The organism is Streptomyces sp. NPDC019396, assembly GCF_040632375.1.
GTDB lineage: Bacteria > Actinomycetota > Actinomycetes > Streptomycetales > Streptomycetaceae > Streptomyces.
In genome coordinates, this window is sequence record NZ_JBEYBS010000001.1 from 364,078 (window position 1) to 389,682 (window position 25,605).

General features: G+C 69.8%; 22 protein-coding genes and 1 riboswitch. Of the genes, 5 read left to right on the plus strand and 17 right to left on the minus strand.

Annotated elements, in window-relative coordinates; translation table 11 throughout:
• Nucleotides 1-2 precede the first annotated feature (2 nt).
• Complete coding sequence (locus tag ABZ532_RS01685; protein ID WP_361278458.1) at nucleotides 3-1,628, minus strand: GMC oxidoreductase; 1,626 nt, start codon at nucleotides 1,626-1,628, stop codon at nucleotides 3-5.
• A 406-nt stretch (nucleotides 1,629-2,034) separates the two neighbouring features.
• Nucleotides 2,035-3,177, minus strand: coding sequence for a glycosyltransferase family 4 protein (locus ABZ532_RS01690; RefSeq protein WP_361278460.1), 1,143 nt, complete (start codon nucleotides 3,175-3,177; stop codon nucleotides 2,035-2,037).
• 107 nt (nucleotides 3,178-3,284) lie between these two features.
• Here ABZ532_RS01690 and ABZ532_RS01695 point away from each other — a divergent pair, with 107 nt between their 5' ends.
• Complete coding sequence (locus ABZ532_RS01695; RefSeq protein WP_361278462.1) at nucleotides 3,285-4,541, plus strand: glycosyltransferase family 87 protein; 1,257 nt, start codon at nucleotides 3,285-3,287, stop codon at nucleotides 4,539-4,541.
• Here ABZ532_RS01695 and ABZ532_RS01700 read toward each other — a convergent pair.
• The gene (locus ABZ532_RS01700) at nucleotides 4,505-5,836 is read right to left on the minus strand and encodes an MATE family efflux transporter (RefSeq protein ID WP_361278464.1); all 1,332 of its coding nucleotides are present in this window, start codon (nucleotides 5,834-5,836) and stop codon (nucleotides 4,505-4,507) included. The two genes, ABZ532_RS01695 and ABZ532_RS01700, sit on opposite strands and share 37 nt — an antisense overlap.
• A 92-nt stretch (nucleotides 5,837-5,928) precedes the next feature.
• On the opposite strand from ABZ532_RS01700, the gene ABZ532_RS01705 reads away from it, so the two are divergent.
• Nucleotides 5,929-6,453, plus strand: coding sequence for a PadR family transcriptional regulator (locus tag ABZ532_RS01705; protein ID WP_361278466.1), 525 nt, complete (start codon nucleotides 5,929-5,931; stop codon nucleotides 6,451-6,453).
• An 81-nt stretch (nucleotides 6,454-6,534) separates the two neighbouring features.
• Here ABZ532_RS01705 and ABZ532_RS01710 read toward each other — a convergent pair whose 3' ends face one another.
• The 4 genes from ABZ532_RS01710 to ABZ532_RS01725 form a co-directional block, all read right to left on the minus strand.
• Nucleotides 6,535-7,773 (minus strand): hypothetical protein, encoded by a 1,239-nt coding sequence (locus tag ABZ532_RS01710; RefSeq protein WP_361278468.1) that lies wholly within the window; start codon nucleotides 7,771-7,773, stop codon nucleotides 6,535-6,537.
• 41 nt (nucleotides 7,774-7,814) lie between these two features.
• A complete protein-coding gene (locus tag ABZ532_RS01715; RefSeq protein WP_361278470.1) occupies nucleotides 7,815-8,858 on the minus strand; it encodes an NlpC/P60 family protein in 1,044 nt (347 codons plus the stop codon).
• Nucleotides 8,859-9,069: 211 nt separating this feature from the next.
• The gene (locus ABZ532_RS01720) at nucleotides 9,070-10,098 is read right to left on the minus strand and encodes an NlpC/P60 family protein (RefSeq protein ID WP_361278472.1); all 1,029 of its coding nucleotides are present in this window, start codon (nucleotides 10,096-10,098) and stop codon (nucleotides 9,070-9,072) included.
• 333 nt (nucleotides 10,099-10,431) lie between these two features.
• The gene (locus ABZ532_RS01725) at nucleotides 10,432-11,793 is read right to left on the minus strand and encodes an NYN domain-containing protein (RefSeq protein WP_361278474.1); all 1,362 of its coding nucleotides are present in this window, start codon (nucleotides 11,791-11,793) and stop codon (nucleotides 10,432-10,434) included.
• Nucleotides 11,794-12,062: 269 nt separating this feature from the next.
• On the opposite strand from ABZ532_RS01725, the gene ABZ532_RS01730 reads away from it, so the two are divergent.
• Nucleotides 12,063-12,800: a rhomboid family intramembrane serine protease gene (locus tag ABZ532_RS01730; protein WP_361278476.1), complete on the plus strand. Its 738-nt coding sequence runs from the start codon at nucleotides 12,063-12,065 to the stop codon at nucleotides 12,798-12,800.
• Nucleotides 12,797-13,078 (plus strand): Lrp/AsnC ligand binding domain-containing protein, encoded by a 282-nt coding sequence (locus ABZ532_RS01735; RefSeq protein WP_361278479.1) that lies wholly within the window; start codon nucleotides 12,797-12,799, stop codon nucleotides 13,076-13,078. The genes ABZ532_RS01730 and ABZ532_RS01735 overlap by 4 nt, the downstream gene beginning before the upstream one ends.
• 103 nt (nucleotides 13,079-13,181) lie before the next feature.
• On the opposite strand, the gene ABZ532_RS01740 is transcribed toward ABZ532_RS01735, so the two are convergent.
• The 6 genes from ABZ532_RS01740 to ABZ532_RS01765 form a co-directional block, all read right to left on the minus strand.
• Complete coding sequence (locus tag ABZ532_RS01740) at nucleotides 13,182-14,612, minus strand: aminotransferase class V-fold PLP-dependent enzyme (protein WP_361278481.1); 1,431 nt, start codon at nucleotides 14,610-14,612, stop codon at nucleotides 13,182-13,184.
• 206 nt (nucleotides 14,613-14,818) lie between these two features.
• A riboswitch (SAM riboswitch) is annotated at nucleotides 14,819-14,936 on the minus strand.
• An 86-nt stretch (nucleotides 14,937-15,022) separates the two neighbouring features.
• Entirely contained in the window at nucleotides 15,023-16,114 is a 1,092-nt protein-coding gene (gene trpD / locus ABZ532_RS01745) for an anthranilate phosphoribosyltransferase (RefSeq protein ID WP_361278483.1), read from the minus strand.
• Between the two features lie 138 nt (nucleotides 16,115-16,252).
• Nucleotides 16,253-17,878: a cytochrome bc complex cytochrome b subunit gene (locus tag ABZ532_RS01750; RefSeq protein ID WP_361278485.1), complete on the minus strand. Its 1,626-nt coding sequence runs from the start codon at nucleotides 17,876-17,878 to the stop codon at nucleotides 16,253-16,255.
• Entirely contained in the window at nucleotides 17,875-18,927 is a 1,053-nt protein-coding gene (locus ABZ532_RS01755) for a Rieske 2Fe-2S domain-containing protein (RefSeq protein ID WP_361278487.1), read from the minus strand. The genes ABZ532_RS01750 and ABZ532_RS01755 overlap by 4 nt, the downstream gene beginning before the upstream one ends.
• A complete protein-coding gene (locus ABZ532_RS01760) occupies nucleotides 18,924-19,733 on the minus strand; it encodes a c-type cytochrome (protein ID WP_361278490.1) in 810 nt (269 codons plus the stop codon). Before ABZ532_RS01760 ends, ABZ532_RS01755 begins: the two co-directional genes overlap by 4 nt.
• Nucleotides 19,734-19,798: 65 nt before the next feature.
• The gene (locus ABZ532_RS01765; RefSeq protein ID WP_242334695.1) at nucleotides 19,799-20,419 is read right to left on the minus strand and encodes a heme-copper oxidase subunit III; all 621 of its coding nucleotides are present in this window, start codon (nucleotides 20,417-20,419) and stop codon (nucleotides 19,799-19,801) included.
• Nucleotides 20,420-20,600: 181 nt separating this feature from the next.
• On the opposite strand from ABZ532_RS01765, the gene ABZ532_RS01770 reads away from it, so the two are divergent.
• On the plus strand, nucleotides 20,601-21,002 hold the full coding sequence (locus ABZ532_RS01770; RefSeq protein ID WP_361278492.1) for a hypothetical protein: 402 nt from the start codon (nucleotides 20,601-20,603) through the stop codon (nucleotides 21,000-21,002).
• A 22-nt stretch (nucleotides 21,003-21,024) separates the two neighbouring features.
• On the opposite strand, the gene ABZ532_RS01775 is transcribed toward ABZ532_RS01770, so the two are convergent.
• The 4 genes from ABZ532_RS01775 to coxB all read right to left on the minus strand — a co-directional run bounded on the left by ABZ532_RS01775 (nucleotide 21,025) and on the right by coxB (nucleotide 25,477).
• Nucleotides 21,025-22,278 (minus strand): Ig-like domain-containing protein, encoded by a 1,254-nt coding sequence (locus ABZ532_RS01775; RefSeq protein WP_361278494.1) that lies wholly within the window; start codon nucleotides 22,276-22,278, stop codon nucleotides 21,025-21,027.
• Between the two features lie 120 nt (nucleotides 22,279-22,398).
• Nucleotides 22,399-22,797: a cytochrome c oxidase subunit 4 gene (locus tag ABZ532_RS01780; RefSeq protein WP_361278497.1), complete on the minus strand. Its 399-nt coding sequence runs from the start codon at nucleotides 22,795-22,797 to the stop codon at nucleotides 22,399-22,401.
• The gene (gene ctaD, locus ABZ532_RS01785; protein ID WP_361278499.1) at nucleotides 22,794-24,533 is read right to left on the minus strand and encodes a cytochrome c oxidase subunit I; all 1,740 of its coding nucleotides are present in this window, start codon (nucleotides 24,531-24,533) and stop codon (nucleotides 22,794-22,796) included. Before ctaD ends, ABZ532_RS01780 begins: the two co-directional genes overlap by 4 nt.
• On the minus strand, nucleotides 24,530-25,477 hold the full coding sequence (gene coxB, locus ABZ532_RS01790; protein WP_361278672.1) for a cytochrome c oxidase subunit II: 948 nt from the start codon (nucleotides 25,475-25,477) through the stop codon (nucleotides 24,530-24,532). The genes ctaD and coxB overlap by 4 nt, the downstream gene beginning before the upstream one ends.
• Between the last annotated feature and the right edge of the window lie 128 nt (nucleotides 25,478-25,605).

The following is a 25,605-nucleotide window of genomic DNA, read 5'->3' on the forward strand; positions in this document are numbered from 1 at the left end:
CCTCAGGCGGCCTGGGCGTAGTCCTCGGCGAGTACGCGCTCGATGTTGCGTTCGGCGAGCGCGGTGATGGTGACGAAGGGATTGACCCCGATGGAGCCCGGTACGAGGGCTCCGTCGGTGACGTAGATGCCCGGCGCCCCGCGCACCCGGCCGTAGTCGTCGGTCGCCCGCCCCAGCACACAGCCGCCCAGCGGGTGGTACGTGAAGTCGTCGGCGAAGGTCTTGTTCCCGCCGAACAGGTCGTAGCGGTAGATCGTGACGTTGGCCTTGTTGATCCGGTCGAAGAGGGTCTTGGCCGCGTTGACGGACACCTGGCTCTGGGCCTTGGTCCAGTCGAGTCCGAGCGCGCCCGTGGTCGTGTTGTATCTGAAGCTGGCGCGCTGCGGGTTGCGGGTGATCGCCAGATAGAGGCTGATCCAGTGCTCGAAGCCCATGGGCAGCGGGGCGATCTCGGCGAACACGGGGTTGGCGGTGTTGGACCAGTCGTCGATGCCCATGACGGGCATGGTGGCCTGGTTGGCGCCCACCGTGTCCCAGATGTGGTTGGCGCGCGCGGTCATGACGTTGCCGTTGGGGCCCCAGCCGCCGCCGATGTCGGCACTGAGGTCGGGCAGGGTGCCGGTCTCCCGGGCGCGCAGCAGGAGTTCGGTGGTGCCGATGCTGCCGGCGCTGAGGAACAGCCGGTCGCAGCCGATCTCCCGGGTGGCGACGACCTTGCCGGCCAGGTCGATCTGGTCGGCGGTGACGACATAGCTGCCGTCGGGCTCCCTGCGGATGCCGCGGGCCCGCTGGAGGGTCTCGATGGTGACGTTCCCGGTGCCGAGGGCGGCGGCGAGATAGGTGCGGTCGAGGCTGCGCTTGCCGTGGTTGTTGCCGTAGATGACCTCTCCGGCGAGCGCCGACCTGGTGACCTGCCCCGCGGCTTCGCGCTCCATGTACCCGAAGTCGTACACATTGGGCACGAACACGGTTCGCAGCCCCGCCTTGGCGGCGTGCTTGCGTGAGACCCGGCTGAAGCGGTACCACTCCGTCGACTCGAACCAGGCGGAGTTGACGGTGTTGACGCCGAGCATCGCGTTGGCGCGCGGGAAGTACGTGCCGTACATGGCGCTGGCGTCGACGTTGGGCAGCATCTCGCTGAAGTAGGCCCGTTGCGGGGTGACGGCCATGCCACCGTTGACGAGCGATCCCCCGCCGACGCCCCGCCCCACGTACACGGACATGTTGTCGAAGCGGACCCGGTCGAGGACCCCGGGATAGGGGCTGATGTCCTTGTTGACGACGTCGAGCCACAGGAACTGGGCGAGCGGCGCCTCGGTGCGGGTGCGGAACCACATGGACCGCTGGTCGGGTGCGCTGGTGGTGCAGAAGACCTTTCCGTCGGACCCCGGGGTGTCCCAGAGGCGGCCCATTTCGAGTACGAGCGTGCTGATGCCGGCCTCTCCGAGGCGCAGCGCGGTGACTGCCCCTCCGTAGCCGGAGCCGATGACGAGGGCGGGGACGCGGACAGGGGCGGACCGTTCGGCGGCCCGGGCCGGGGAGGCGCCGATTCGGGTCAGGCCGAGTGCCGCCGCGGTCTGGAGGGCGCCGAGACCCAGAAGATGACGACGCGTCAGGTTTGGTGTCATGCGCGCAGCATGGGCGGAATTTTCGATTCCGCCCATAGGATCGCGCAGGAATTTTTCCGCGCGGCGCAAGAGTGCCTAATGCGCCAGGAGTGGCGCGAATGGTGTGGTGTGGCCGTGGGTGCCACCGGCCTGGCGCGAGCGGCCCCGGGCCGGTCCCTGGACCGGCTGGCCCTCCTGCCGGGGGCAGGCCCCGGCAGGGGCGCTAGGGCGTGTTGCGAAAGTAGCGCCGTCCGCCCGGAGGGCGGGGCTCGCGGCGTCTGGTGCGTGCGATCGCAAGGCGGAGGGTCATCCTCGTAATGGACGTACTCGGATGAGTCCGACAACGCAGCGAGGGTGCGTGCTGGGGGCACCTCCCAGGCGAAGCTCTGGGGGAGTCGCGAGCCAGGCGGGACTTTCGCAACACGCCCTAGAGCAGGGTCTTCAACTGCTCCGCGAGCAGGTCCCAGCGCCACTTGTCCTCGACCCACTCACGACCCCGCTCACCCATCCGGCGGCGCAGCTCAGGGTCCTGGAGGAGGGTCACGATCCGGTCGGCGGACTCCTCGGGGCGGTCGCCGCGGACCACCCAGCCCGTCTCACCGTCGAGGACCGCGTCCGGCGCGCCGCCGGAGTCGCCCGCGACCACCGGGAGGCCGGTGGCCGAGGCCTCCAGGTAGACGATGCCGAGGCCCTCGACATCCAGGCCGCGGCGGCGGGTACGGCAGGGCATGGCGAATACGTCACCGGCGCCGTAGTGGGCGGGCAGCTCCTCCCAGGGGACGGCGCCCGTGAAGCGTACGGACTCCGCGACACCGGCCGAGCGGGCGATCCGGCGCAGGTCGTTCTCGTACGGGCCGCCACCGACGATCAGCAGCACCGCGTCCGGCACCTCGGCGAGGATCGCGGGCATGGCCTGGATCAGGGTGTCCTGGCCCTTGCGCGGGACGAGCCGGGAGACGCAGACGACCACCGGGCGGTCGCTGAGGCCGAGGCGCTCGCGCACGGCGTCGCCGCCCGAGTCGGGGTGGAAGGTCTTCTCGTCGACACCGGGCGGGAGCTGCACCATCCGCCCGGCCGCCTCGGGGGTCAGCGCCGCGGCGATACGCGAGCGGGTGTACTCCCCCAGGTAGGTGAGGGTGTCCGTGCCCTCGCCGATCCGGCCCAGCAACTGCCGCGCCCCGGGCAGCTGCGCCCAGCCGGCCTCGTGCCCATGGGTGGTGGCGACCAGGCGACGGGCACCGGCGCGCCGCAGCGCGGGTGCCATCAGGCCGAGCGGGGCCGCGGCCCCGAACCACACCGATGTGCAGCCGTGCTCCTTCAGCAGCCCCACCGCCCGCCGGGTGACACGCGGGGTGGGCAGCAGCATGGTCGTACGGTCCCTGACCACCGCGAACGGCTGTTCGGCGTCGAACGCCGCCGTCGCCTCGACGCCCTCACGGCCACGCTTCCAGGTGCTGGCGTAGACGACGAGCCGCTCGGGGTCCAGGCGCAGGGCCATGTTGTGCAGGAATGCCTGGATGCCGCCCGGTCTGGGCGGGAAGTCATTGGTGACGATCAGGGTCTTGTCCATCGCCGCCGACAGTACCAACGGCGGCGAGGCCGCTCGCTCTCGCTCAGGTGTTCCCGGCATCATGGCAGCTCACGCAAACCGCAGTACGACAACCACGTGAGGTGATCATGAGAGGTGCGGCGCGCACAGCCCTCCCCGTCGCGGTGTGCCTGATCACCAGGATCGTGCTGCTGCTCTGGGTGCTGAAGGTGCTCTATGTCGCCGGGCCCGACGTGACCAGCGATGTCGAGGTGATCTACCAGGGCTGGTACGAGGTGCTCAAGACCGGCACCTACCCGCTGGGCGACGTCACCTGGCAGTACCCGCCCGCGGCAGCCCTCGCGATCCTCTCCCCCGGCGCGCTGCCCTTCCTCGGCTACGCCAAGGCCTTCTTCGTGGTCTCGCTGATCTGCGACGCGCTGGTCTTCGGGCTGCTCATGTACGCGGGGCGGCACCCGGAAAGGCCGGCACGGTCAATGAGGGGCGTCTGGGTCTGGGTCATCGGGGTGCCACTGCTCGGGCCGACCGCGTACGCGCGCTACGACCTGATGGTGACCGCGGTGGCGGTGGCGGCCCTGCTCGCGGCGGCCCGCAGACCCGCGTTCGCCGGGGTGCTCACCGGATTCGGCGCGATGCTCAAGGTCTGGCCGCTGCTCCTGCTGGCCGGGATGCGGCGCGGGTCGGCGACCCGGACCTCGTGGACCGCGGCCGGAGCCACGGTGGGCGGACTGCTGCTGGTGTTCGGCGCGGCGATGCCGGGGGCGCTGGCGTTCCTCGGCTTCCAGCGCGACCGGGGCACCGAGGTCGAGTCGCTGGGCGCGCTGGTTTTCCACGTGGCCCGGCACTACGGGTGGGAGGGGCAGGTACTGCTCAACTACGGCTCGGTCGAGTTCCTCGGCCCGTACGTGCCGCTGGTGAGCCGGGCGGCTCTGGCACTGACGGCGATGGCGTTCGCCTGGCTGCTGATCTGGCGGCTGCGGGCCCGGGAGTTCACGGCGAGCACGGCGGCGGACGCGGCGTTCACCGCGGTGCTGCTGTTCACCACCACCAGCCGGGTGATCAGCCCCCAGTACATGATCTGGCTGGTGGGCCTCGCGGCGGTGTGCCTGGTGTTCCGGTCGAGCCGGATGGCTTTGCCGGCCTGCCTGGTGCTGGTCGCCACGGGGGTCACCTATCTCGAGTTCCCCATCTGGTTCGCGGACGTGGTCGCGAGCAGCCCGCGCGGCATCGCACTGCTGGTGGTCCGCAACGGGCTGCTGGTCGCGGCCACGCTGCTGGCCTGCCGCCGGCTGTGGATCAGTACGGTCCCGGGCGCGGCCCGGCGGGGCACCGGGGGCGCCTCGCCGGATCAGCCGCTGCGGGACAGGGAGCTGCTCGGCTCCTGAGGCACCGCGGCACGTGGCGCCGTCCGGCGCAGCAGCCGCGCGAGCGCCGCGCACTGCACCGCGACGGCCAGGGCCATCGCCAGGCAGACGCCGGGCAGGCCGAGGCCGGAAAGCCCGTGGGCGAGCGGCAGTTGCAGCAGGGTGCCGGCGATGGTGACGCGCAGCAGCCGGGGGCTGCCGCCGCTGCCCTCGAAGACCCCGCCGAGCGCGATACAGCAGGACAGCAGCACGAGATACGGGCCGACGCAGCGCAGGAACAGCCCACCCACCCGCACCACCTCCTCGTCCGCGCCGAAGGCCCGCATGACGGTGGGCGCGAGGGCGAGCAGCACCAGGGCCGCGCCCGCTCCGAGCGTTCCGGAGACCAGCAGCGCCTGACGGCCCACGGCGCGCCGCTCGTCCCGCCCGGCGCCCAGGAGATGGGCGGTGCGTATGGAGGCCGCCTGCCGCACCGCGTAGAAGGCCATGGTCGCGATGTACATCGCCTTGGTGGCGATGCCGTAAGCGGCGACGGCGGTGACGCCGAGCCGGGCGACGACGGCGACCAGCGCGAAGGCACCCGTCATCCGCACGACGAAGTCCGCCGCCATGGGCAGCCCGGTCCTGGCGGTGAGGCGCAGGCAGTCCCGTACCGGCCGGGGGCAGGGGGCGCTCCGGACGGCGCGCAGCACCGCGTTGCGGCGCAGGGAGACCAGCCCGGCGGCGAGCGCGACCGACCGGCCGAGCACGGTCGCGAGGGCGGCACCCCGGATGCCGTACCGGTCGATGAGCAGCGGGTCGAGCACCAGGATCAGGCCGTTGGCGAGGAAGGAGAGGCGCATGGGGGTGCGGGTGTCGCCCGCACCCTTGAGGATCCCGTCCAGCACGTTGGTCGCGAACATGACCGCCATACCGGGCAGCGAGATGGCGAAGTACCCCGCCGCGAGGGTGCTTGCCGGGCCGCCCCCGTCGCCGAACGCGAGCCGGGCGAGGGGTTCCCGCAGCACCAGGCCGCCGATGGCCACGGGCGGCACGAGCACCGCGCACAGGGCCCAGCCTCCGCGCACGGCGGCCCGCGCCGCCGCCGGGTCCGCTGCGCCACGGGCCCGGGCGACGAGCACGGTGGTGCCGGTGCCCGCCATGAGGATCACTCCGAGGAGCACGTTCTCCACACCGGTCGCGACGGCGACGGCGGCGACCGACGGGCCGCCGAGCCGGGCCACCCAGACCATGTTGACGACTCCGGCCGCGACACCGGCGAGCAGCTCGAAGTAGACCGGGTACGCCAGTGCGACGAGCCGATTCCGGTGTTCCATGTCCCCACCTCTATCCGTGGTACCTCGCTTCGAGGTACCACGGATAGAGGTATCATGAGTCGGTATCCCTCACAACCCACCGGGAGCGCGCCGTGCTTGAGCTGACCATCCTCGGCTTCCTCGCCGAACAACCTCTGCACGGCTACGAGCTGAAGGAGCGCATCCAGGCCCTGAGCGGGCACGTCCGCCCGGTCAGCGACGGGGCGCTGTACCCCGCGATCACCCGCCTGCTCAAGGCGGGCAAGCTCGCCGAACACACCGAGCCGGGCGCGAGCGCGGCGCCCCGGCGCACCCTCTCCCTGACCGAGGCCGGCCGCGCCGACCTGCTGGAGCGGCTGCGCCATCCCAAGGAGGCCGACGTCACCGACGGCCAGCGCTTCTTCACCGTGCTGGCCTTCCTCAGCCTCCTCCCCGACCGCGCGGACCAGGCGGCGGTGCTGCGGCGGCGCAAGGAGTTCCTGGACACCCCGGCGAGCTTCTTCTACCAGGAGGGCGCACCGATCCGCGCGGAGGAGATGGCTGATCCCTTCCGCCAGGGAATGCTCCGGGTCGCCCGGGCGACGGGGGCGGAGGAGCGGCGCTGGCTCGACGAGACCCTCACGACTCTGGCCGGCTGAGCCTCGCGGCCACGGCGCGCGGGGTTCGCGGCGGGCCGCGGCCCGCGGAGGGTGTGCGGCCCACCGCGAACCACCGCGGCTTCATCCCGTCGCCGCGCCCAGCCGCTTCCGCAGGTACTCCCGCCACTCCGCCGTGAAGGCCTCCAGCGAGGTGCCCAGCACCTCGCGCAGGGCTTCCTCCACGGCGCCGCCGCCCCCGCGAGGCTTGGCGCCCACGTGGCGGTACAGCGCCGCGAGGGCCTCGTCCCCGTGGCGTTCCGCGATCAGTGCGCAGGCCAGCCAGCCGCCCTCGTAGGCGCGGCCCAGGGACTCCGCGTCGGCGCCGAAGCGGAAGTCGGTGTCCGCGGGGAGGGCGGAGGGGACGTCCCCGGCACGCACCGCGCGGCGCAGTGTGGGGGCCGCCTCGCCGGGCGGTCGGGGGGCGGCACGGTAGGCGGTCCAGTCGGCGAAGCCCTCCGAGAGCCACATCGGGGTGGCACCCGAGGTGTCGGCGCGCGTGGCGACGTGGGTGGTCTCGTGGGTGAGGACCAGTCGGCGGCCGAACGCGCTCAGCGTTCCGTACGCCTCGGGGTTGACGATCACCCGCTCCGCGGAGCCCTTGCCCATGCCCGTGGTGACCGCAGCTATACCCCGGTAGCCCGCCGCGGGCGCGCCCAGCAGCCTGCCCATGGCTCCCAGCGAGTCCGGTACCAGCACCACCACCCGGCCCGCCCAGCGACCGGGCCAGGCGGCCGTCACCTCGGGCACCGCGCGGTCGGCGTCGGCCGCGATCCGGCGCAGCCGGGCCTGGTCGCGGCCGGTGCCGAGGACCAGGGTGCGGGTGCCGCGTACCACCTCGACGTCGCCCTGTTGCCAGAGCTGCTGGGCGCCGCCCCGCCCCGCGCGGTCGGCGGTGATGTACCAGCGGCCGTCGCGCGCGGCCAGTTCCAGAGTGCGCGGGGTGGTCACGGGTGAGCTGTCGTAGCCGTCGATCCGGTAGCGCAGTTCGGCTTCCGCCGTGGCGCGGTCCCCGGAACGGCGGACACCGGTCAGCCGGTACTCCCATGACCGCAGCGGGACATCCGCGAGGTTCGCGAACTCCTCGCGTCCCGACGAGCGCAGCCTGCCGTCCAGCGCGGCGACGTAGCCCGCCTCGTCATGGCGCAGCACCGCGGCGGCCCGGCCGTCCAGGGTGCGCTGGATCTCCTGAGCCGTGACATCCGTGTCCGGCGGGGCCGGTTCCGCACAGCCACCGCCGGCGAGGAGCGCGGCGGAGGCGACGAGCGCCCAGGCCCGCCGCCGCCGTACGGTCCCGCGTCCGGGAGATCCCTGGCCAGCCACCCGGTCGATGGTACGGGGAGCCCGCCGGGGCCAACCGGTTGTCAGGGGCGGGTCACGGAGGCGATGGGCATCATGCCCACCGGGTCGTAGCGCACCGCCGCGCCGGGGTAGGGCGCGTGCACCACCTGGCCGTTGCCGACGTACATCGCCACGTGGCTGGCGTCGGACCGGTAGGTCACCAGGTCACCGGGGCGGGCCTCCGACAGGGCCACCTGCCGTCCGGCGGTGCGCTGGGCCTGGGACGTACGGGGCAGACCGACGCCCGCCTTCGCGTACGACCACTGCATGAGCCCCGAGCAGTCGAAGCCGTTCGGACCGCTCGCGCCCCAGACGTAGGGCCTGCCGAGCGCACTCTTCGCGGCCATGACGGCGGCAGCGGCACGCGAGGAGGACGGGCCGGCAGAAAGGTCCGGCGGCAGGCCGTCGCGCCCCGAGCGGGAGGTCCGGCCGTAGGCGTCGCGCTCGGCGGTCGGCAGCGCGTTCAGCAGCCGCCGCGCCTCGGCGAGCTTGGCCTCGACGGTGCGCTTGTGGCGGGCCACGGTGGCCCGGCCCTCCTCCAGCTCCACGAGCTTGCGCCCGGCTTCCGCGCGATCGCGCGCAAGGGCGTGCTGGGCGTGGCGAAGGTCGCGCAGGGCGGCCGTCTGACGGTCGCCGATCCGGCCGAGCAGCTCGGCCTTGCCCAGGTACGAGTCCGGGTCGTCCGAGAGCAGCAGCGCCAGGGCCGGGTCCATGCCGCCCGAGCGGTACTGCGCGCCCGCGACGGCGCCCAGCGCCCCGCGCATGGCGTTGACGCGTTCCTGGCCGCGCGCCGCGCTGTCGCGCATCGCGGCCACGTCGGTGCGCAGCCGGTCCACGCGTTCCCCGGCCGCGTTGTAGGCCTCGGTGGCCCGCTCCGCCTGCTCGTAGAGCCGGTCGACCTGCTCCCGGCTGGGGGCGGTCGTGGTGCCGTGCGGTTCGGCGGCTGCCGGTGCCGCGCCGAGCGCGGCCGCCGCGGTGGCGGCCGCGGCCGACAGCAGGGTGCCCCGGGCACCACGGGGGATACCGGAGACCCCCGATGACGGGGTGGTTCGGCGATGGGACGCCACAGGAGCCGCACTCCCTTCCGCTGGAGGGGCGGCCCTTCGACCGCCGCGCGGCAGACAGTAGCCGTGCGGTTACGCGTCGCCAAAAGCCCCACAGAGGGCGAAAAGTGACGCCCCGCCGCAGACCGTGAGGTCACCGGCGGGGCGCGCTGTCAGCTCCCTGCCCCGTGATTCGCCCGATCGGACGGCACGGAGGGGCGTTCGCGACCGGTCCTCAGATCCGGACGCCGAACTGGAAGGTGCCCATGTAGTCCATCGACTCGTAGCGGACATAGGCGCCCGGCTTCGGGGCGTGCAGGATTTGGTTGTTGCCCGCGTACAGGCCCACGTGGGACAGGCTGTTGAAGAAGACCAGGTCGCCGGGCTTGAGCTGGCTGCGACCGATCTTCACGCCGTCGTTCTGCTGGGTGTAGGTGGTGCGCGAGATGCTCACGCCCGCCTGGCGGTACGACCACTGCGTCAGACCGGAGCAGTCATACGAGTTGGGGCCCTCGGCGCCGGAGAAGTAGGGCTTGCCGAGCTGGGTGGCGGCGGCGTTGAGCGCCGCGGCTCCACGCTGCGACGCGGGCACCTCGTTACCGAGGTCCACCCGCTCGCCGGCGGCGCGGCTGGCGCGCTGCTCCTCCTGCTGGAGCTTCGCCCGCTCCGCTGACGTGAGGGTGTTGAGCAGCTCCCGGGCGTCGGCGAGCTTGCCCTGGAAGGCCTTCTTCTTCTCGCCGAGCGTCTTGCGGATGTCCTCGAGGTCGTCGAGCTTCTTGGTCGCCTCGACCCGCTGCTGGGCCAGGGTGCGCTGCTTGGACTGGATCTCCTGGAGCGCCTGGGTCTGCTTGGCGCCGAGCTGGTCGATCGCGGACGCCTTCTCGAGGTAGGTGTCCGGGTCCGAGGAGAGGAAGAGCTGGAGAGCCGGGTCCACACCGCCGGAGCGGTACTGGGCACTGGCCACCGAACCCAGCTTGTCCCGCAGCTCGTTGACCTCGCCCTGACCGCGGGCGACCTGGTCCTGGATCGCGTCGACCTGCTTCTGGAGCTTGGTCTGCTGCTCCTTGGCCCCGTTGTACTCCTCGGTGGCCTTCTCCGCCTCGTGGTAGAGGGCGTCGACCTTCGCCTTGACCTCGTCCTTGCTGGGCTTGGCAGGTGCGGCCTGAGCGGCCTGGGAGGTCAGCGCGACGGCTGCCGCGGCGGTCGCGGTGAGCACGGACACACGAGCGCGGCTGGGCTGCTTGGGTCGACGGTGGGACGCCACGAAGGCGAGCTCCTTCTTCCTCGAGCCGCCTGCCGGGCAGTGGGGTTGAGTCCCCGGCACCATGCAGTCATAACCCCCGAAAGGGGCGAACTGCATGAAATCGGCGGTTCCTTCACTGACACCCCGGATGGATGATCAACCGCGCGAAGGTTCGAGGCCTGACCCTAGTGACCACTCCGTGATCAGTTCAAATCCTCATGAGAAAAAAGTATCTCCAGCAACTCATTTTTTTACACTCATCACACACACGGTGATGGCCAGTTGACCGTACGTCCCGCCAAATCGGACATAGAGCACATGAGTTACGAGCAGGGCGAGCGGTGCAAGTCGGCTCTAGACGCGCGAAAGGCGCTTGAGCAGCATCGCCGACGCCACCGGCCGCGCCCCCGCCTTGGCGACACCGTCGGCGACTTCGCGGTCGGTGGAGACCACGACGACGGGACGCCCCGGCGGCTCGGCCCGGACAAGCTGGCGGATGAGCTCGTCGGCCGTCACTCCGGGCTTGGAGAACAGCACCCGCACACCGCGCGGTGGGGCGAGCAGGACCGGTGCCGCCAGCTCGGCGCCGTCGAAGACACAGGTGATCTCCGCACCGGTCTGCGCGGCCAGCATCGCCAGGCCACCGAGCAGCCGCAGCCGCTGCTTCTCCAGCGGCATCGTCGGATAACCGCTCTTCGTGACGTTGTAGCCGTCCACCAGCAGATGGACCTGGGGCAGCGCGAGCAACTGGTCGAGCAGCGCAGGATCCGTCTCGGAGAGCGCTCGCGCCGCGACGTCCTTCGGTGACATCCGGCCCGGCTCGACCGCGTCCACCGTGTCGGCGGGATGCAGCGAGGCGGGTGGCAGGGCCAGTTCGCGCCGCAGCCCCTGGGCCGCGTCCAGAACCGTGTCCAGCAGCAGCCGTACCCGCATGTCCTCCAGGGAACGCCCTTCCCTGGAGGCCCTGCGGCTCGCCTCCACGGCCGACTCCGCCTCGCCCAGCCGGCCCCTGAGCCGGCGGGCCTCGCTCTCCGCGGCCGATACCTGGGCCTGGGCTTCGGCCTTCGCCGCCTCGGTCTCGGCGGCGGCACGGCGCAGTGCGGCCTCACCGCGCTTCACATCGCTCTGGGCGCTGCGCAGCTTACGGTGCAGGGATTCGGCCTCCTTACGGGCCGCCTCCAGCTCGGACCGCAACCGGTCGACCTCGGCCTTGGACTGGGCCCTGAGTCGCTCGACCTCCTCGCGCAGCCGCGCCAGCTCCCGCCGGGACTCCTCGTCGGCGCGCTCGGCGTCCGCACGCTGGGCCTCCTCACCAGCGGCTGCGACCAGCTTGACCCAGCCGGTCGGGCGCAGCACATACGCGGCAGCGGCCACGTCCACCGGGTCGGCCGCCGCGGGCGGCGCGCCCGCTTCGAGCGCCCCGGCCAGCTCAGGCTGCGCCTCGCGCAGCCGCTCGCCGATGCGCTGCCGGAACACGGGGTCGCCTTCGAGGGCCGCGGCCATGGCGTTGCCCGCGAACTTGGCGCGGCGGGTGGGGGTGAACCGGGCGTACTGCCGCAGCTGCGCGGGGAGGTCGCCGACCGTCAGCCCGCCGAACGCGTCCGAGACCAGGGCAATCACCTGGCGCCGTACGCCCTCGGGCAGCGGACGGTCCAGCCCCTCCGCGGCGCCACCGGCCGCACCGGCCGGGTCCCCGCCGCTGTCAGGCCGCTCCACGATCCGTCACCTCTGATGTCTCCGTGCGTTCCGGGCGCTCATCTCAGGAATCCGCACCCAGCCGGTTAGATCCGTTCCACCGCGTCCCCCAGCGGCACCGGACCGACTCGATGGTCTCACTGACCACCGCGTACCACTCCCCCGGCGCCGGTCTTCGTGCCGTTCCCGTCTCATCACGCGTACTCCCCGTAACCCTACGACCTCAGGGGGCCGCCGTGACACGGCGAGGCGGCCCTTGCCCACGGCCCGGGTAAGCCATGCTCGGGTGCATGACGCAGCGGCAGGCAGCGGCCCGGGCGGAGGTCCGGGGAACCATGAGCGGCCCCGTGGTGACGTACGGGGTGATCGGGCTGTGCTGCCTGGTCTTCGTCATCGGCCCGGTCTCCGGGCTCAACCCCGGTTTCGGCACCGGGGACACCCTGCTCGTCGGTACCACCAGATACTTCGAACGCTGGGGCGTCATCCCGAGCGAGCTCATGCGCGGCTCCCCGCGCGCCCTGCTCACCCCGCTGACCGCGCTGTTCGTCCACGGAAGCTGGCTGCACCTGCTCGGCAACATGCTGTTCCTGTTCGTGTTCGGCGCGATGACCGAGGAGCGGATGGGGCGTGTGCAGTTCGCGCTCTTCTACGTCGGCTGCGGCTATCTGGCACTCCTCGCCTACGCCGTGGCGAACGCGCAGTCCACTCAGACGCTCGTGGGCGGCTCGGGAGCCATCTCGGGAGTGCTGGGGGCATTTCTGTGCCTCTTCCCCAAGGCACGGGTGACCAGTCTCTTTCCGTTCCTCTTCTTCCTGCCGCTGCGGTTTCCGGCGTGGATCGTGCTGCTCTTCTGGTTTGCCCTGCAATGGCTGGCGGAGGCGCAGGACACGTCATCGGGCCCCGGAGTCGCCTATCTGGCGCATCTGGTGGGCTTCGGGATCGGCTTCTGCTACGCATGGGCCGGTCTGCGGCTGGGGGCTAGAGTGAAAGCCCAAGCCACGGCCACCGAGGGAGACAGCCAGCCGTGATCACCGCGATCGTGCTCATCAAGACCAGCGTGGACCGCATCCCGGAGATCGCCGAGTCGATCGCCGGTCTTGACAACGTCAGCGAGGTCTTCTCGGTCACCGGCACGTACGACCTCATCGCGATGGTCCGGGTGGCCCAGCACGAGGATCTGGCGGATGTCATCCCGGGCCGGATCAGCAGGATCCCGGGCGTCGAGGCGACGGACACGCATGTCGCGTTCCGTACGTACTCGCAGCACGACCTGGAGGCTGCGTTCGCGATCGGCCTCGACGCCTAGGTGTGTTGTCCGGACAGGTTGGTGCCACGGCTGGCTGGTGTGTGCGATCGCGAGGCGGAGGGTCGTCCGGCCGGGCGGATCGCCGTCCCCTCGCTGTACCCGCTCAGACGACGGGCACGCAACGGCCGTTCTCGGTGCGGTAGTCCCATCGGGCGCCCTCGCGTACCAGCTCCCTGACGGCTCCGACGAACCGCTCGACGTGCTCGTCCGGGGTGCCGGCACCGAAGCTGACCCGGATCGCGTTCAGGGACCGCTCCCCCGCCGAGGCGTCCGGGGCCCCGCACTCCGCGGCCTCGGCCGGGTCGCTCCCCAGCAGGGTGCTGACCAGCGGGTGGGCGCAGAAGAGTCCGTCGCGGACACCGATGCCGTACTCGGCGGACAGCGCGGCGGCGAAGTGCGAGCTGTTCCAGCCCTCCACCACGAAGGACAGCACCCCGACCCTGGCGGCCTGCTCCCCGAACAGCGACAGCACCCTGACCTCGGGCACCTCGGCGAGGCCCGCGCGGATCCGCTCGGTGAGTTCCCGCTCACGTGCGACGAGACCCTCGAACCCGGCCTCGGTCAGCGCCTTGCAGGCGGAAGCGATGGCATAGGCGCCGATGACGTTCGGCGAACCGGCCTCATGGCGGGCAGCCGTGGTGTGCCAGTCCACGTCGACACCTCCGTCGGTGCGCCGGGACACCGTGCGCGAGGCACCGCCGCCCGCGAGGTAGGGCTCGGCGGCCTGCAACCAGTCCGCCCGCCCGGCGAGCACACCCGAGCCGAACGGCGCGTACAGCTTGTGCCCCGAGAAGGCCACCCAGTCGACGTCCAGATCCCGTACGGAGACGGGGTGGTGCGGGGCGAGCTGGGCGGCGTCCAGCACGATCCGCGCGCCGTGCGCATGCGCGGCGGCGGCGAGTTCCCGTACGGGCCACAGCTCCCCGGTGACGTTGGAGGCGCCGGTGACACAGACCAGCGCGGGGCCGTGGGGCTCCCGGCCGACGAGCGCGGCCTCCAGGGTCCGCACCGCTTCAGCCGGGGTGCGCGGTGCGTCCAGATAGGTGACGTCGGCGTCCCGCCACGGCAGCAGCGCGGCATGGTGCTCGGTCTCGAAGACGAAGACCCGGCAGCCCTCGGGCAGGGCCGCGGCGAGCAGGTTGAGCGAGTCCGTGGTCGAGCGGGTGAAGACCACCTGGTCAGATTCCCGGCAGCCGAGGAACTGGTGGACCGTCACCCGGCTGTTCTCGAACAGCTCGGTGGACAGCTGGGAGAGGTACCCCGCGCCCCGGTGGACGCTGCCGTAGTAGGGGGCGTACGCGGCGACGTCGTCCCACACCCGCTGCAAGGCGGGCGCGCTGGCCGCGTAGTCGAGGGCGGCGTAGCTGACTTCGCCACCCACCACGAGCGGCACGGTGACATCGCGGCCGAGCACGGGCAGCGGGGCGGGGCGGCAGGAGTCTTCGGAACCGGAGACGGTGGCGGTCTCGGTTGCGGTTGCGGTTGCGGTTGCGGTTGCGGTTGCGGTTGCGACGGAGTTCAGGCGTGCGGGCATGGCGGTGTCTCCCGGGTGACAGGGGCGAATGGCTGTGAAGCACCCGCACGGCGGCACAACTGCCGTCCGGTATACGGGTGATGCCTCGACGCGGCGACGACGGGCGCCGGCACGGAGGTGGGGAGGAAGGGGCCGGGAGGCCCTACCGCATTCGCTTGCTCACGAGAATCGCTCCCTCGAGGACCAGGACCCCAGGGGCGGCAAGGGGTCCGCGCTTGCCGTGGACCTCGCTGCCCACAGCCTGGTCTTCACCCGGGGCACCCCGCCACGGACGGAGGGTTGCCGGACAGCGGGCCGGGGCCGTCATCGCTGTCACTCATGACCTTGAAAGGCATCCTGCCACACGTCGCGAAACGCGCAAGGCGCAGTCCGCCATCCGGACTGCGCCTCGCGTCACTCCTCTCGGCTTCTCAGCGGTTGCTGGCCGCCACCCAGCGCTCCAGTGCCCGCTTCGCCGACCCCGAGTCGATGGACTCCGCCGCCTTGGCGATCCCGTCCCGGAGTTGCTCCGCCAGGGTGCCGGCACCCGGGTCCAGCGCGACCAGCGCAGCCGCCGAGTTCAGCAGTACGGCGTCACGGACGGGGCCCTGCTCGCCGGCCAGCAGCCGGCGTGCGACATCGGCGTTGTACGAGGCGTCGGCGCCGCGCAGGGCCTCCACCGGAACGAGCTCGATACCCAGATCCCGGGGGTCGAAGGCCTCCTCGCGCACCGTGCCGTCGCGTACGACCCAGACCCGGGAGGTCGCGGTCGTGGTGAGCTCGTCCAGGCCGTCGTCGCCGCGGAACACCAGCGCGCTCGAACCGCGCTCGGCGAGCACGCCCGCCATGATGGGCGCCATCCGGGCGTCCGCGACCCCGGTGGCCTGGGATTTCACCCGTGCGGGGTTGGTCAGCGGCCCCAGGAAGTTGAACGTCGTGCGGATGCCGAGTTCCTTGCGCGCCGCGGCCACATGGCGCAGCGCGGGATGGAACTTCACGGCGAAGCAGAAGGTGATCCCTGCTTCCTCGGCGACCGCGGCAACCCGGTCAGGCGTCAGCTCCAGATTGACCCCGAGCTTCTCCAGCACGTCCGACGCACCGCTCGCGCTGGACGCCGCGCGGTTGCCGTGCTTGACGACCTTGGCGCCGGTGCCGGCGACCACGATCGCGGACATGGTGGAGATGTTGACGGTCTTGGCACCGTCGCCACCGGTGCCGACGATGTCCACCGTCCGCCCGGGGACCTCGATCAGCCGGGCGTGCTCGTACATGGTGCGAACCAGGCCGGAGATCTCCTCGACCGTCTCGCCCTTGGCCCTCAGCGCCACCGCGAACCCGGCGATCTGCGCGTCCGTCGCCTCGCCGCGCAGGATGCGGTCCATCGCCCAGGCCGTGTCCCCGGCGCTCTGGTCGTGCCCGTACAGCAGGGAGTCCAGTACCCGGGGCCAGGAACGGCCCGCCGCGGTCAGCCTCACCCTCGCTCCGCTGGGGGCACCCCCACCAGCGGGGGTCACAGCGCTCATGGTCGCTCCTGGTTGGTCCGTACGAACGGGATACCCCCACCCTATCCACCCCCGGTTACGGCAAAGAGCCCCGTCCACCGGGTGGACGGGGCTCCTGCCGTGGCGATCAGCGGATCAACAGGTCATGATCAACGGAGATCAGTGGTGGCCGTGGCCGCTGGTGATCTCCTGGTACTCCTCGGCGGTTGCCTTGGGGATCTGGTTCCCCTCGCCGAAGAAGCCCTTGCTGAGCTTCGCGCGGAGCTTCTCGGACCGCTTGACCTTGCGCTCGACGCCGTTCTCGTCGACCGTCGGGCCGATCTCGACCTGCTCGTACTGCTCGTGGGCCGTGAGCTTGTACCGGTCACCGTGCGACAGCGGCTCGTGGATCTCCACGAACTCACCGTGCGGCAGGCGCTTGATGATGCCGGACTCACGTCCGTGCAGCACCTTGTCCTTGTCCCGGCGCTGGAGGCCGAGGCAGATCCGCTTGGTGATGATGAAGGCGATGACCGGTCCGGCGATGAAGAAGATCCGGACGAACCAGGTGATCGAGTTGATCGACAGGTGGAAGTGGGTCGCCCAGAGGTCGTTTCCACCACCGATCAGCATGACCATGTACGCCGTCACCCAGGCGACACCGAACGCGGTACGGGTCGGCGCGTTGCGCGGCCGGTCCGCGATGTGGTGCTCCCGCTTGTCGCCGGTGACCCAGGCCTCGACGAACGGGTAGACCGCGATCAGTCCGAGCACGAGCGGGAACAGCACCAGCGGAATGAGGACGCCGAGGACCAGCGTGTGGCCCCAGAGATTGATCTCCCAGCCCGGCATGAAGCGGATCAGACCCTCGGCGAAGCCCATGTACCAGTCGGGCTGGGCGCCGGTGGACACCTGGTCCGGGCGGTACGGACCCATGGCCCAGATCGGGTTGATCTGCGCGATCGCGGCGATCACCGCGATCACACCGAAGACCAGGAAGAAGAAGCCTCCGGCCTTGGCCATGTAGACCGGCAGCAGGGGCATGCCGACGACGTTCTTGTTGGTCCGTCCGGGGCCCGCGAACTGCGTGTGCTTGTGGTAGAAGACCAGGATCAGGTGCGCCACCAGCAGGCCGAGCATGATGCCCGGCAGCAGCAGGATGTGGATCGAGTAGAACCGGGCGACGAAGTCGTCGCCGGGGAACTCCCCGCCGAACAGGAACATCGAGATGTACGTGCCGACGATCGGCATGGACAGGATCGCGCCCTGGGTGAAGCGGACACCGGTGCCGGAGAGCAGGTCGTCCGGGAGCGAGTAACCGGTGAAACCGGTGAACATGCCGAGGACGAACAGCAGGAAGCCGAACAGCCAGTTGATCTCACGCGGCTTGCGGAAGGCACCCGTGAAGAAGACGCGCATCATGTGCACGAACATCGCCGCGAGGAAGATCAGCGCCGCCCAGTGGTGGATCTGCCGGATGAGCAGACCGCCGCGGACCTCGAAGCTGATGTTCAGGGTGGAGGCGTACGCCTCCGACATCAGCACACCCTGCATCGGCTCGTACGGGCCGTGGTACTCCACCTCGTTCATCGACGGGTGGAAGAACAGCGTCAGATACACACCCGTGAGGATGATGATGATGAAGCTGTAGAGCGCGACCTCACCCAGCATGAAGGACCAGTGGTCCGGGAAGATCTTGCGCATGTTGGCCTTGGCCAGGGAGTAGATCCCGAGCCGGCCGTCAGCCCAGTCGGCGATCCGCTCGCCCTTGGAGGCTTCGCGCCTGTTCTCGTCGTTGGTGCTCATCCGCGCTCCCAGAAGGCAGGGCCGACGGGTACCTCGAAGTCGCCGAGCGCCTCGAGGTAGCCCTCGTCATTCACGCCGATCTGCAACTGCGGAAGCGGGTGTCCGGCTGGGCCGAAGATGACGCGGGCGCCGTCGGAGAGGTCGAAGGTGGACTGGTGGCACGGGCACAGGACGTGGTGCGTCTGCTGCTCGTACAGGGAGATCGGGCATCCGACGTGGGTGCAGATCTTCGAGTAGGCCACGATGCCGCCGACCGACCAGTCGAGTTCCTTCTTGTCCTTGATCTCATCCGGCTGGATCCGGACGAGCATCAGGGCAGCCTTGGCGATCTCGGTCTGGAAGCTGTGGTCGTGCTCCTCGAGCCCGTCGGGCTTGGCGAAGCTCAGCGAACCGACGGCGATGTCCTCGGGGCGCAGCGGCTCGTTGGTGTTCATGTTGATGAGCAGCTTGCCCTTGGCCCACAGCGTCTTGCGCAGCTTGACCTCGGGCAGCGGGCCCAGGTCGCGCAGCAGCATCACGCCGGACAGCGGGACCATGGCCATCGCGCCGAACATCGTGTTGCGGATGAGCTTGCGGCGGCCGAAGCCGGACTCCTCGGCGCCCGCCTTGAAGTCGGCCATGACCTTGGCCCTGACCTCGGGCTCCGCGGCGACGGCGTGACGCTCGTCGGGGACCTCCACGTCCGACATCAGCGTGCGGGCCCAGTGGACCGCGCCGGCGCCGATGCAGAACAGCGCGATGCCGAGCGTCATGCCGAGCGCGAAGTTCAGCGAGCTGATGTGGCCGATCGGCCAGATGTAGACGATCTGGTCGACCGGGAAGATCACGTACGACGCGATGAAGCCGATGGTGGCCAGCATCGAGAGCGTGAACAGCAGGGCGACAGTGCGCTCGGACCGCCGGGCGGCCCGCTCGTCGATGTCCTGGATGCGCGGCTTGTGTGCCGGCAGCCCGGGGTCCGAGAACGGATCCTCGGTGGTGGCTACCGCTCCGCGCGCGTGGCCCTGCTCAGCGGGCAGGGACTCTTCTGGAATGTCTTGGCTACTCATGACTTCTTGGCCTTAGCGGTGTGGGCCGCGACCCAGATGGCGACTGCGATCAGGGAGCCCAGACCGAAGATCCAGGCGAACAGACCCTCGGTGACGGGGCCGAGGTTGCCCAGGGTCAGACCGCCCGGGGCCTCCGACTCGCCACTGTTGACGGTCTTGATGTACGCGATGATGTCCTTCTTCTCCTGGTCCGGCATGATGCCGTCACCGAAGGAGGGCATGTTCTGCGGGCCGGTCTGCATGGCCTCGTAGATGTGCTTCTCGGTCACGCCTTCGAGGGTCGGGGCGTACTTGCCGTACGTCAGCGCGCCACCCTCACCGGTGAAGTTGTGGCACTGGGCGCAGTTGGTGCGGAACAGGTCGCCACCACGGGCGATGTCCGCGCCTTCGGGGTTGTACTGGCTCTCGGTCGGAATGGCCGGGCCGGCGCCCAGGGAGGAGATGTAGGCGGCGAGCGCCTTGATCTCGGCCTGGGTGTAGATGACCTTCTTCTTCGGCACCTGGGCACCCGGCTGCTGCGCGGGCATACGGCCGGTGCCGACCTGGAAGTCCACGGCAGCGGCGCCCACGCCGACCAGGGACGGGCCATCAGAGGTGCCCTGACCGCCGTCTCCGTGGCAGCTGCCGCAGCCGACTTCGTAGAGCTTCTTCCCCTCCTCGATGTCGAGGGACTGGGCGGTTTCGTCAGCCTGGGCCTTGTCCGTCGGAGCGAACGCGGCGTACAGCCCCCCAGTGGCCGCCAGCGCGAGGAGTAGGACGACGACTGCCGCCAGCGGATGGCGTCGTCGTACGGAGAGCTTTTTCACGGATTACCCCGGTGTCAGGATCTTCTGCGTCGATGCTTCTGGAATGGGTGCGGGTACGGGCCCGGCTACTTGATCATGTAGATCGTGGCGAAGAGGCCGATCCAGACGACATCGACGAAGTGCCAGTAGTAGGACACGACGATGGCGGCGGTTGCCTGCTCGTGGGTGAACCTCCGGGCCGCGTACGTCCTGCCGAGTACCAGCAGGAAGGCGATCAGACCGCCCGTCACGTGCAGACCGTGGAAGCCGGTGGTGAGGTAGAAGACCGAGCCGTACGGGTCGGACGAGAGCGAGAGGCCCTCGTGCTTGACCAGCTCGGTGTACTCGAACACCTGGCCGCCGATGAAGATCGCACCCATCACGAACGTGATCACGAACCAGGTGCGGAGCTTCTTCACGTCACCGCGCTCGGCGGCGAACACGCCGAGCTGGCAGGTGAGGGAGGAGAGCACCAGGATCGTGGTGTTGGTGGCCGAGAAGGGGAAGTTCAGGGCCGAAGCCTGCTCTGCCCAGTACTCGGCACCCATCACCGATCGCAGGGTGAAGTACATCGCGAAGAGGGCCGCGAAGAACATCAGCTCGGAACTCAGCCAGATGATGGTTCCGACGCTGGTGAGGTTCGGCCGATTGACCGACGGGTGCGCGTGCCCGGTTTCTACTGTCGTTGCTGTCGCCACGACCGACATTATGTCGGTCGCTTATCCAGCCCTCACTCCCGGGGGTGCCGTTCGGTGTGTCAGTACCGCTTGTCCAGCCCGAACGGCCCAGCGAAAGCCTGTCGATTGCGGTGCTGACAGGGGGCCGACGGGGGTAGCATCCGCGCATCGGTGCACGGCCGGACGATCTCCCCGACGAAGCGGAGGAACCATGCAGGCGACCGCAAGGGTGCTGGTGTACAGCGACAACGCCAACACGCGTGAACAGGTGCGACTCGCCGCAGGCCGCCGTCCGGCCGCCGATGTTCCCCCGGTCGAGTACATCGAGTGCGCCACTCTGCCCGCAGTGCTGTCCGAGCTGGACAAGGGCGGTATCGACGTCTGCGTGCTCGACGGTGAGACCGCCCCCGCGGGCGGTATGGGGGTCTGCCGGCAGATCAAGGACGAGATCTTCCGCTGCCCGCCGGTGCTGGTGCTCATGGGGCGCCCGCAGGACGCCTGGCTGGCCACCTGGAGCCGTGCGGACGCGGCCGTCACTCTTCCGGTGGATCCGGTGGAGTTCGGCGAGTCCCTGGCGGCTCTGCTGCGCACCAGGCTCGCCGCCAACCACTGAGGTCCGGCGGGGTCGCGCGGGATCACACCAGGGGGGCGAGCCGGGCGGCGACCGCGGGTCCTGCGCCGTCCCTGGTGCCGTTCAGCACGGCGCTGCCGACCCGCCACTTGTCCCAGGCCAGGTTCCAGTCCCCGAAGCCGTTGCCGAAGGTCTCCATCGTGTCGCCCAGGCTGTTGACGACCTTCACGATGTCCCCTTCGCGCACGGTGTTGAAGAACCACTGGGCGTTGCCCATGGACATCCCGGTGCAGCCGTGGCTGACGTTGGCGTATCCCTGGGAGCCGACCGACCAAGGGGCCGCGTGCACGTACTCGCCGCTCCAGGTGAGCCGGGTCGCGTAGTAGACGTCCAGGTCGTAGGAGTCCGAAGTGCCCTCGGGGATGCCGATGCTCGTGCCGCGCATCCGGACGTAGTACTCCTTGCCGAGCACGACCTTGACGCCGTTGCGGGTGGAGAAGCCGGGCTTGCCGGTGGTCACCGGAATGGTGTTGATCACTTCTCCGTTGCGCAGCACCGTCATCTGGTGGGTCGCGGCGTCGGTTATCGCCTCTATTCGGTCACCTATGGTCAGCGTCAGCGGCTTCGCCGCGCCACCGTAGAGCTTCTTGCCCACCTTGACGCCCTCGAGGTTGCTGTGGACGACGACCGTGGCGCCCGAGGGCCAGTAGTCCTTCGGGCGGTAGTGGAGCTGCTTGTCGTCCACCCAGTGCCAGGCGCCCTCGACGGCGGGGGTGGAACGCACCGACAGGGCACGCTCTACGGCACTTCTGGACGCCTTGTCCTTCACGGGGGCGCTGAGCTCGACGGTGACGGGCTGGCCGACACCGTAGGTGCCCGCCTTGGGGCCCAGGGTGACCTTGAGACGGTTCTTGGGCACCGCCGTCTCGAAGGTCTGCGTACGGAGCCCAGGGGCGCCCGCAGCGTCCTCCGTGGCCACCCTGACGGAATAGCGCGTACCGGCCGCCAGCGGGCCCGTGGAGTGCCATCTGCTGCCGTCGGCGGAGAGTTCACCGGCGAGGTAGCGGCCGGCCGCGTCGACGGCGGTGACATCGGTGATCCGGCCGTCCCCGCCCTTGGCGGTGACTTCGAGGGGCCTCTCCGGATCCGCCTTGGCGCTTCCGGAAGGCGCGTTGAGAGCGACCTGCCGGGCCGCGTCATACGGCCGCGCCGCCAGCGGGTGGCCCTCGGGACCGCTGCACGCGGCCATCCCGGCTCCCAGGGACAGGAGCAGCACTGTGCATCCGGTGACGTTGCGTATAGGCGATATGTCGTTCATGAGCACACGCTATGGACAACACCCGGGCGCGGCGCGCCGGAAGACTGCAAACGAGGGGCCCGGACCTCACCCGACTGGGCGAGTGTCCGGGCCCCTGCGTGATGCGGAGCAGCTCGGGAGCTACTGGTTCTGGTTCTCTCCGCGGTAGTACTCGAAAACCCACCCGAAGACGCCGACCAGGATCAGCGGGGCCGAGAAGTACAGCAGCCACCAGCCGATCGCGATCGCGAGGAAGGCCAGGGCACCGCCGATGGCCAGCGACAGCGGCTGCCAGCTGTGCGGCGAGAAGAAGCCGACCTCACCGGCCTCGTCCGCGACGTCGGCCTCCTTGTTGTCCTGGGCCATGGCGTCCACTCGCCGGGCCGTGAAGGCCAGGTAGTAGCCGATCATGATGCTCAGGCCGAAGGCCAGGAAGAGCGCCGTCGTACCGGCCGGCTCCTTCGACCACACGCCATAGAGGATGGCCATGGCGAGGATGAAGACGCTCAGCCAGATGAACATCTTGCCCTGGATCTTCACTTGCCGGCCTCCTTGTCAGCGGTGATGGCACCGTGGCCGGCGTGCTCGAGCTGGTCGAGCGCCGCGATCTCCGGGTGGTGCAGATCGAACGCCGGGGATTCGGAGCGGATCCGCGGCAGGGTGAGGAAGTTGTGCCGCGGCGGCGGGCAGGAGGTCGCCCATTCGAGCGAACGGCCGTAGCCCCACGGGTCGTCGACCTCGATCTTCTTGCCGTACTTCGCGGTCTTCCAGACGTTGTAGATGAACGGCAGGACCGACAGGCCCAGCAGGAACGACGCGATGGTCGAGATGGTGTTCAGCGTCGTGAAGCCGTCGGCGGCCAGGTAGTCCGCGTAGCGGCGCGGCATGCCCTCGGCGCCCAGCCAGTGCTGGACCAGGAAGGTGCCGTGGAAGCCGATGAACAGCGTCCAGAAGGTGATCTTGCCGAGCCGCTCGTCCAGCATCTTGCCCGTGAACTTCGGCCACCAGAAGTGGAATCCGGCGAACATCGCGAACACCACGGTGCCGAAGACGACGTAGTGGAAGTGCGCGACGACGAAGTACGAGTCGGAGACGTGGAAGTCCATCGGGGGCGAGGCCAGGATGACGCCGGTCAGACCACCGAAGGTGAAGGTGATCAGGAAGCCGATCGTCCAGAGCATCGGGGTCTCGAAGGACAGTGAGCCCTTCCACATGGTGCCGATCCAGTTGAAGAACTTCACACCGGTCGGTACCGCGATCAGGAAGGTCATGAAGGAGAAGAACGGCAGCAGCACACCGCCGGTGACGTACATGTGGTGGGCCCACACGGTCACGGACAGACCGGCGATCGCGATCGTCGCGGCCACCAGGCCGATGTAGCCGAACATCGGCTTGCGGCTGAAGACCGGGATGATCTCCGAGACGATGCCGAAGAACGGCAGGGCGATGATGTACACCTCTGGGTGCCCGAAGAACCAGAAGAGGTGCTGCCACAGCAGGGCACCGCCATTGGCCGCGTCGAACACATGCGCACCGAACTTGCGGTCCGCCTCTAGGGCGAACAGCGCGGCGGCCAGCACCGGGAAGGCGAGCAGGACCAGCACACCGGTCAGCAGCACGTTCCAGACGAAGATCGGCATACGGAACATCGTCATGCCCGGAGCACGCATGCAGATGATCGTGGTGATGAAGTTGACCGAACCGAGGATCGTGCCGAAGCCGGAGAAGGCCAGACCCATGATCCACATGTCGGCGCCGACACCCGGCGAACGGACCGCGTCCGACAGCGGGGAGTAGGCGAACCAGCCGAAGTCGGCCGCACCCTGCGGGGTGAGGAAGCCGGCCACCGCGATGATCGAGCCGAAGAGGTACAGCCAGTAGGCGAACATGTTCAGCCGGGGGAACGCCACGTCGGGCGCGCCGATCTGCAGCGGCATGATCCAGTTCGCGAACCCGGCGAACAGCGGCGTCGCGAACATCAGCAGCATGATCGTGCCGTGCATCGTGAACGCCTGGTTGAACTGCTCGTTCGACATGATCTGCGTACCCGGACGGGCGAGCTCGGCGCGCATGAAGAGCGCCATCACGCCGCCGATGCAGAAGAAGACGAACGAAGTCGCCAGGTACAGCGTGCCGATGGTCTTGTGGTCGGTGGTGGTCAGCCACTTCACCACCACGTTGCCGGGCTGCCGACGCCGGACCGGGAGCTCGTTTTCGTACGCGTCACCGCGCGAGTCGCCCGCGGCGGCACCCTGGGATTCGTTGAGGATGCTCACAGTTGGTTCTTCTCCGCATTCCGGGCCGGGTTCGACTGCTCAATGCCCGACGGGATGAAGCCCTTCTGCCCCTGGTCGGCCAGCTCCTTCAGGTACTCCTGGTACCGCTCCGGGGAGACGACCTTCACGTTGAAGAGCATCCGGGAGTGGTCCACACCGCAGAGCTCGGCACACTTGCCCATGAAGGTGCCCTCCTGGGTGGGAGTCACCTCGAACACGTTGGTGTGACCGGGGATGACGTCCTGCTTGAACAGGAAGGGAACCACCCAGAAGGAGTGGATCACGTCACGCGAGGTCAGGATGAAGCGGACCTTCTCGCCCTTGGGCAGCACCAGCGTGGGGCCGGGGTTGCCGGTCTGCGGATTCCGGTCGCCGGGGATACCGGCCTCGTAGACGCCTTCGGCTCCCTTGGGGAAGTCGTTGGTGTACTTGTCCGGAATCGCGTTCAGTTGCTTCTGGGCCGCGGCGTCGCCGGTGGCCGGGTTCCCGTCCACGTCCTCCAGGTAGTTGAAGCCCCAGCTCCACTGGTAGCCGACCACGTTGACGGTGTGGACCGGCTTGTCGGAGAGAGCGAGGAGCTTCGACTCATCGCGCGCGGTGAAGTAGAAGAGCACCGAGACGATGATGAGGGGGACCACGGTGTACAGCGCCTCGATGGGCATGTTGTACCGGGTCTGCGGCGGGACCTCGATCTTGGTGCGGCTGCGCCGGTGGAAGAAGACGCTCCACAGGATCAGACCCCACACCAGCACGCCCACGGCGAGCGCTGCCGCCCACGAGCCCTGCCAGAGGGAGAGGATCCGCGGAGCTTCCTCCGTGACCGGGGTGGGCATTCCGAGGCGGGGGAAGTCTTCCCAGTTGTACGAGCAACCGGTGGCTGTCGCCAGGATCAGGCCCGCAGTCAGCACCTGCGGCAGCTTCCGCCGCATCGGGCGCCGCGGCATGGGGGTGCCTCCCACGCCCTGCGGGCCGTGGGGGAGGTCGGAGCCGTTGGGACTCACGTAGCGCCTTCCCGAGAGTCTCGCCCGCGCGGTCGGCTGCGGCCGTCTCGCTGGTCGGTCGCCGGCCCTGA

Excerpts from the sequence above, each read along its gene's own strand:
- ABZ532_RS01775 (WP_361278494.1), bottom strand. The coding sequence starts at position 22,278 with ATGAACGACATATCGCCTATACGCAACGTCACCGGATGCACAGTGCTG.
- ABZ532_RS01695 (WP_361278462.1), top strand. The coding sequence starts at position 3,285 with ATGAGAGGTGCGGCGCGCACAGCCCTCCCCGTCGCGGTGTGCCTGATC.
- ABZ532_RS01740 (WP_361278481.1), bottom strand. The coding sequence starts at position 14,612 with ATGCCCGCACGCCTGAACTCCGTCGCAACCGCAACCGCAACCGCAACC.
- coxB (WP_361278672.1), bottom strand. The coding sequence starts at position 25,477 with ATGCCGCGGCGCCCGATGCGGCGGAAGCTGCCGCAGGTGCTGACTGCG.
- trpD (WP_361278483.1), bottom strand. The coding sequence starts at position 16,114 with ATGAGCGCTGTGACCCCCGCTGGTGGGGGTGCCCCCAGCGGAGCGAGG.
- ABZ532_RS01685 (WP_361278458.1), bottom strand. The coding sequence starts at position 1,628 with ATGACACCAAACCTGACGCGTCGTCATCTTCTGGGTCTCGGCGCCCTC.
- ABZ532_RS01765 (WP_242334695.1), bottom strand. The coding sequence starts at position 20,419 with ATGTCGGTCGTGGCGACAGCAACGACAGTAGAAACCGGGCACGCGCAC.
- ABZ532_RS01690 (WP_361278460.1), bottom strand. The coding sequence starts at position 3,177 with ATGGACAAGACCCTGATCGTCACCAATGACTTCCCGCCCAGACCGGGC.
- ABZ532_RS01730 (WP_361278476.1), top strand. The coding sequence starts at position 12,063 with ATGACGCAGCGGCAGGCAGCGGCCCGGGCGGAGGTCCGGGGAACCATG.
- ABZ532_RS01750 (WP_361278485.1), bottom strand. The coding sequence starts at position 17,878 with ATGAGCACCAACGACGAGAACAGGCGCGAAGCCTCCAAGGGCGAGCGG.
- ABZ532_RS01700 (WP_361278464.1), bottom strand. The coding sequence starts at position 5,836 with ATGGAACACCGGAATCGGCTCGTCGCACTGGCGTACCCGGTCTACTTC.
- ABZ532_RS01755 (WP_361278487.1), bottom strand. The coding sequence starts at position 18,927 with ATGAGTAGCCAAGACATTCCAGAAGAGTCCCTGCCCGCTGAGCAGGGC.
- ABZ532_RS01770 (WP_361278492.1), top strand. The coding sequence starts at position 20,601 with ATGCAGGCGACCGCAAGGGTGCTGGTGTACAGCGACAACGCCAACACG.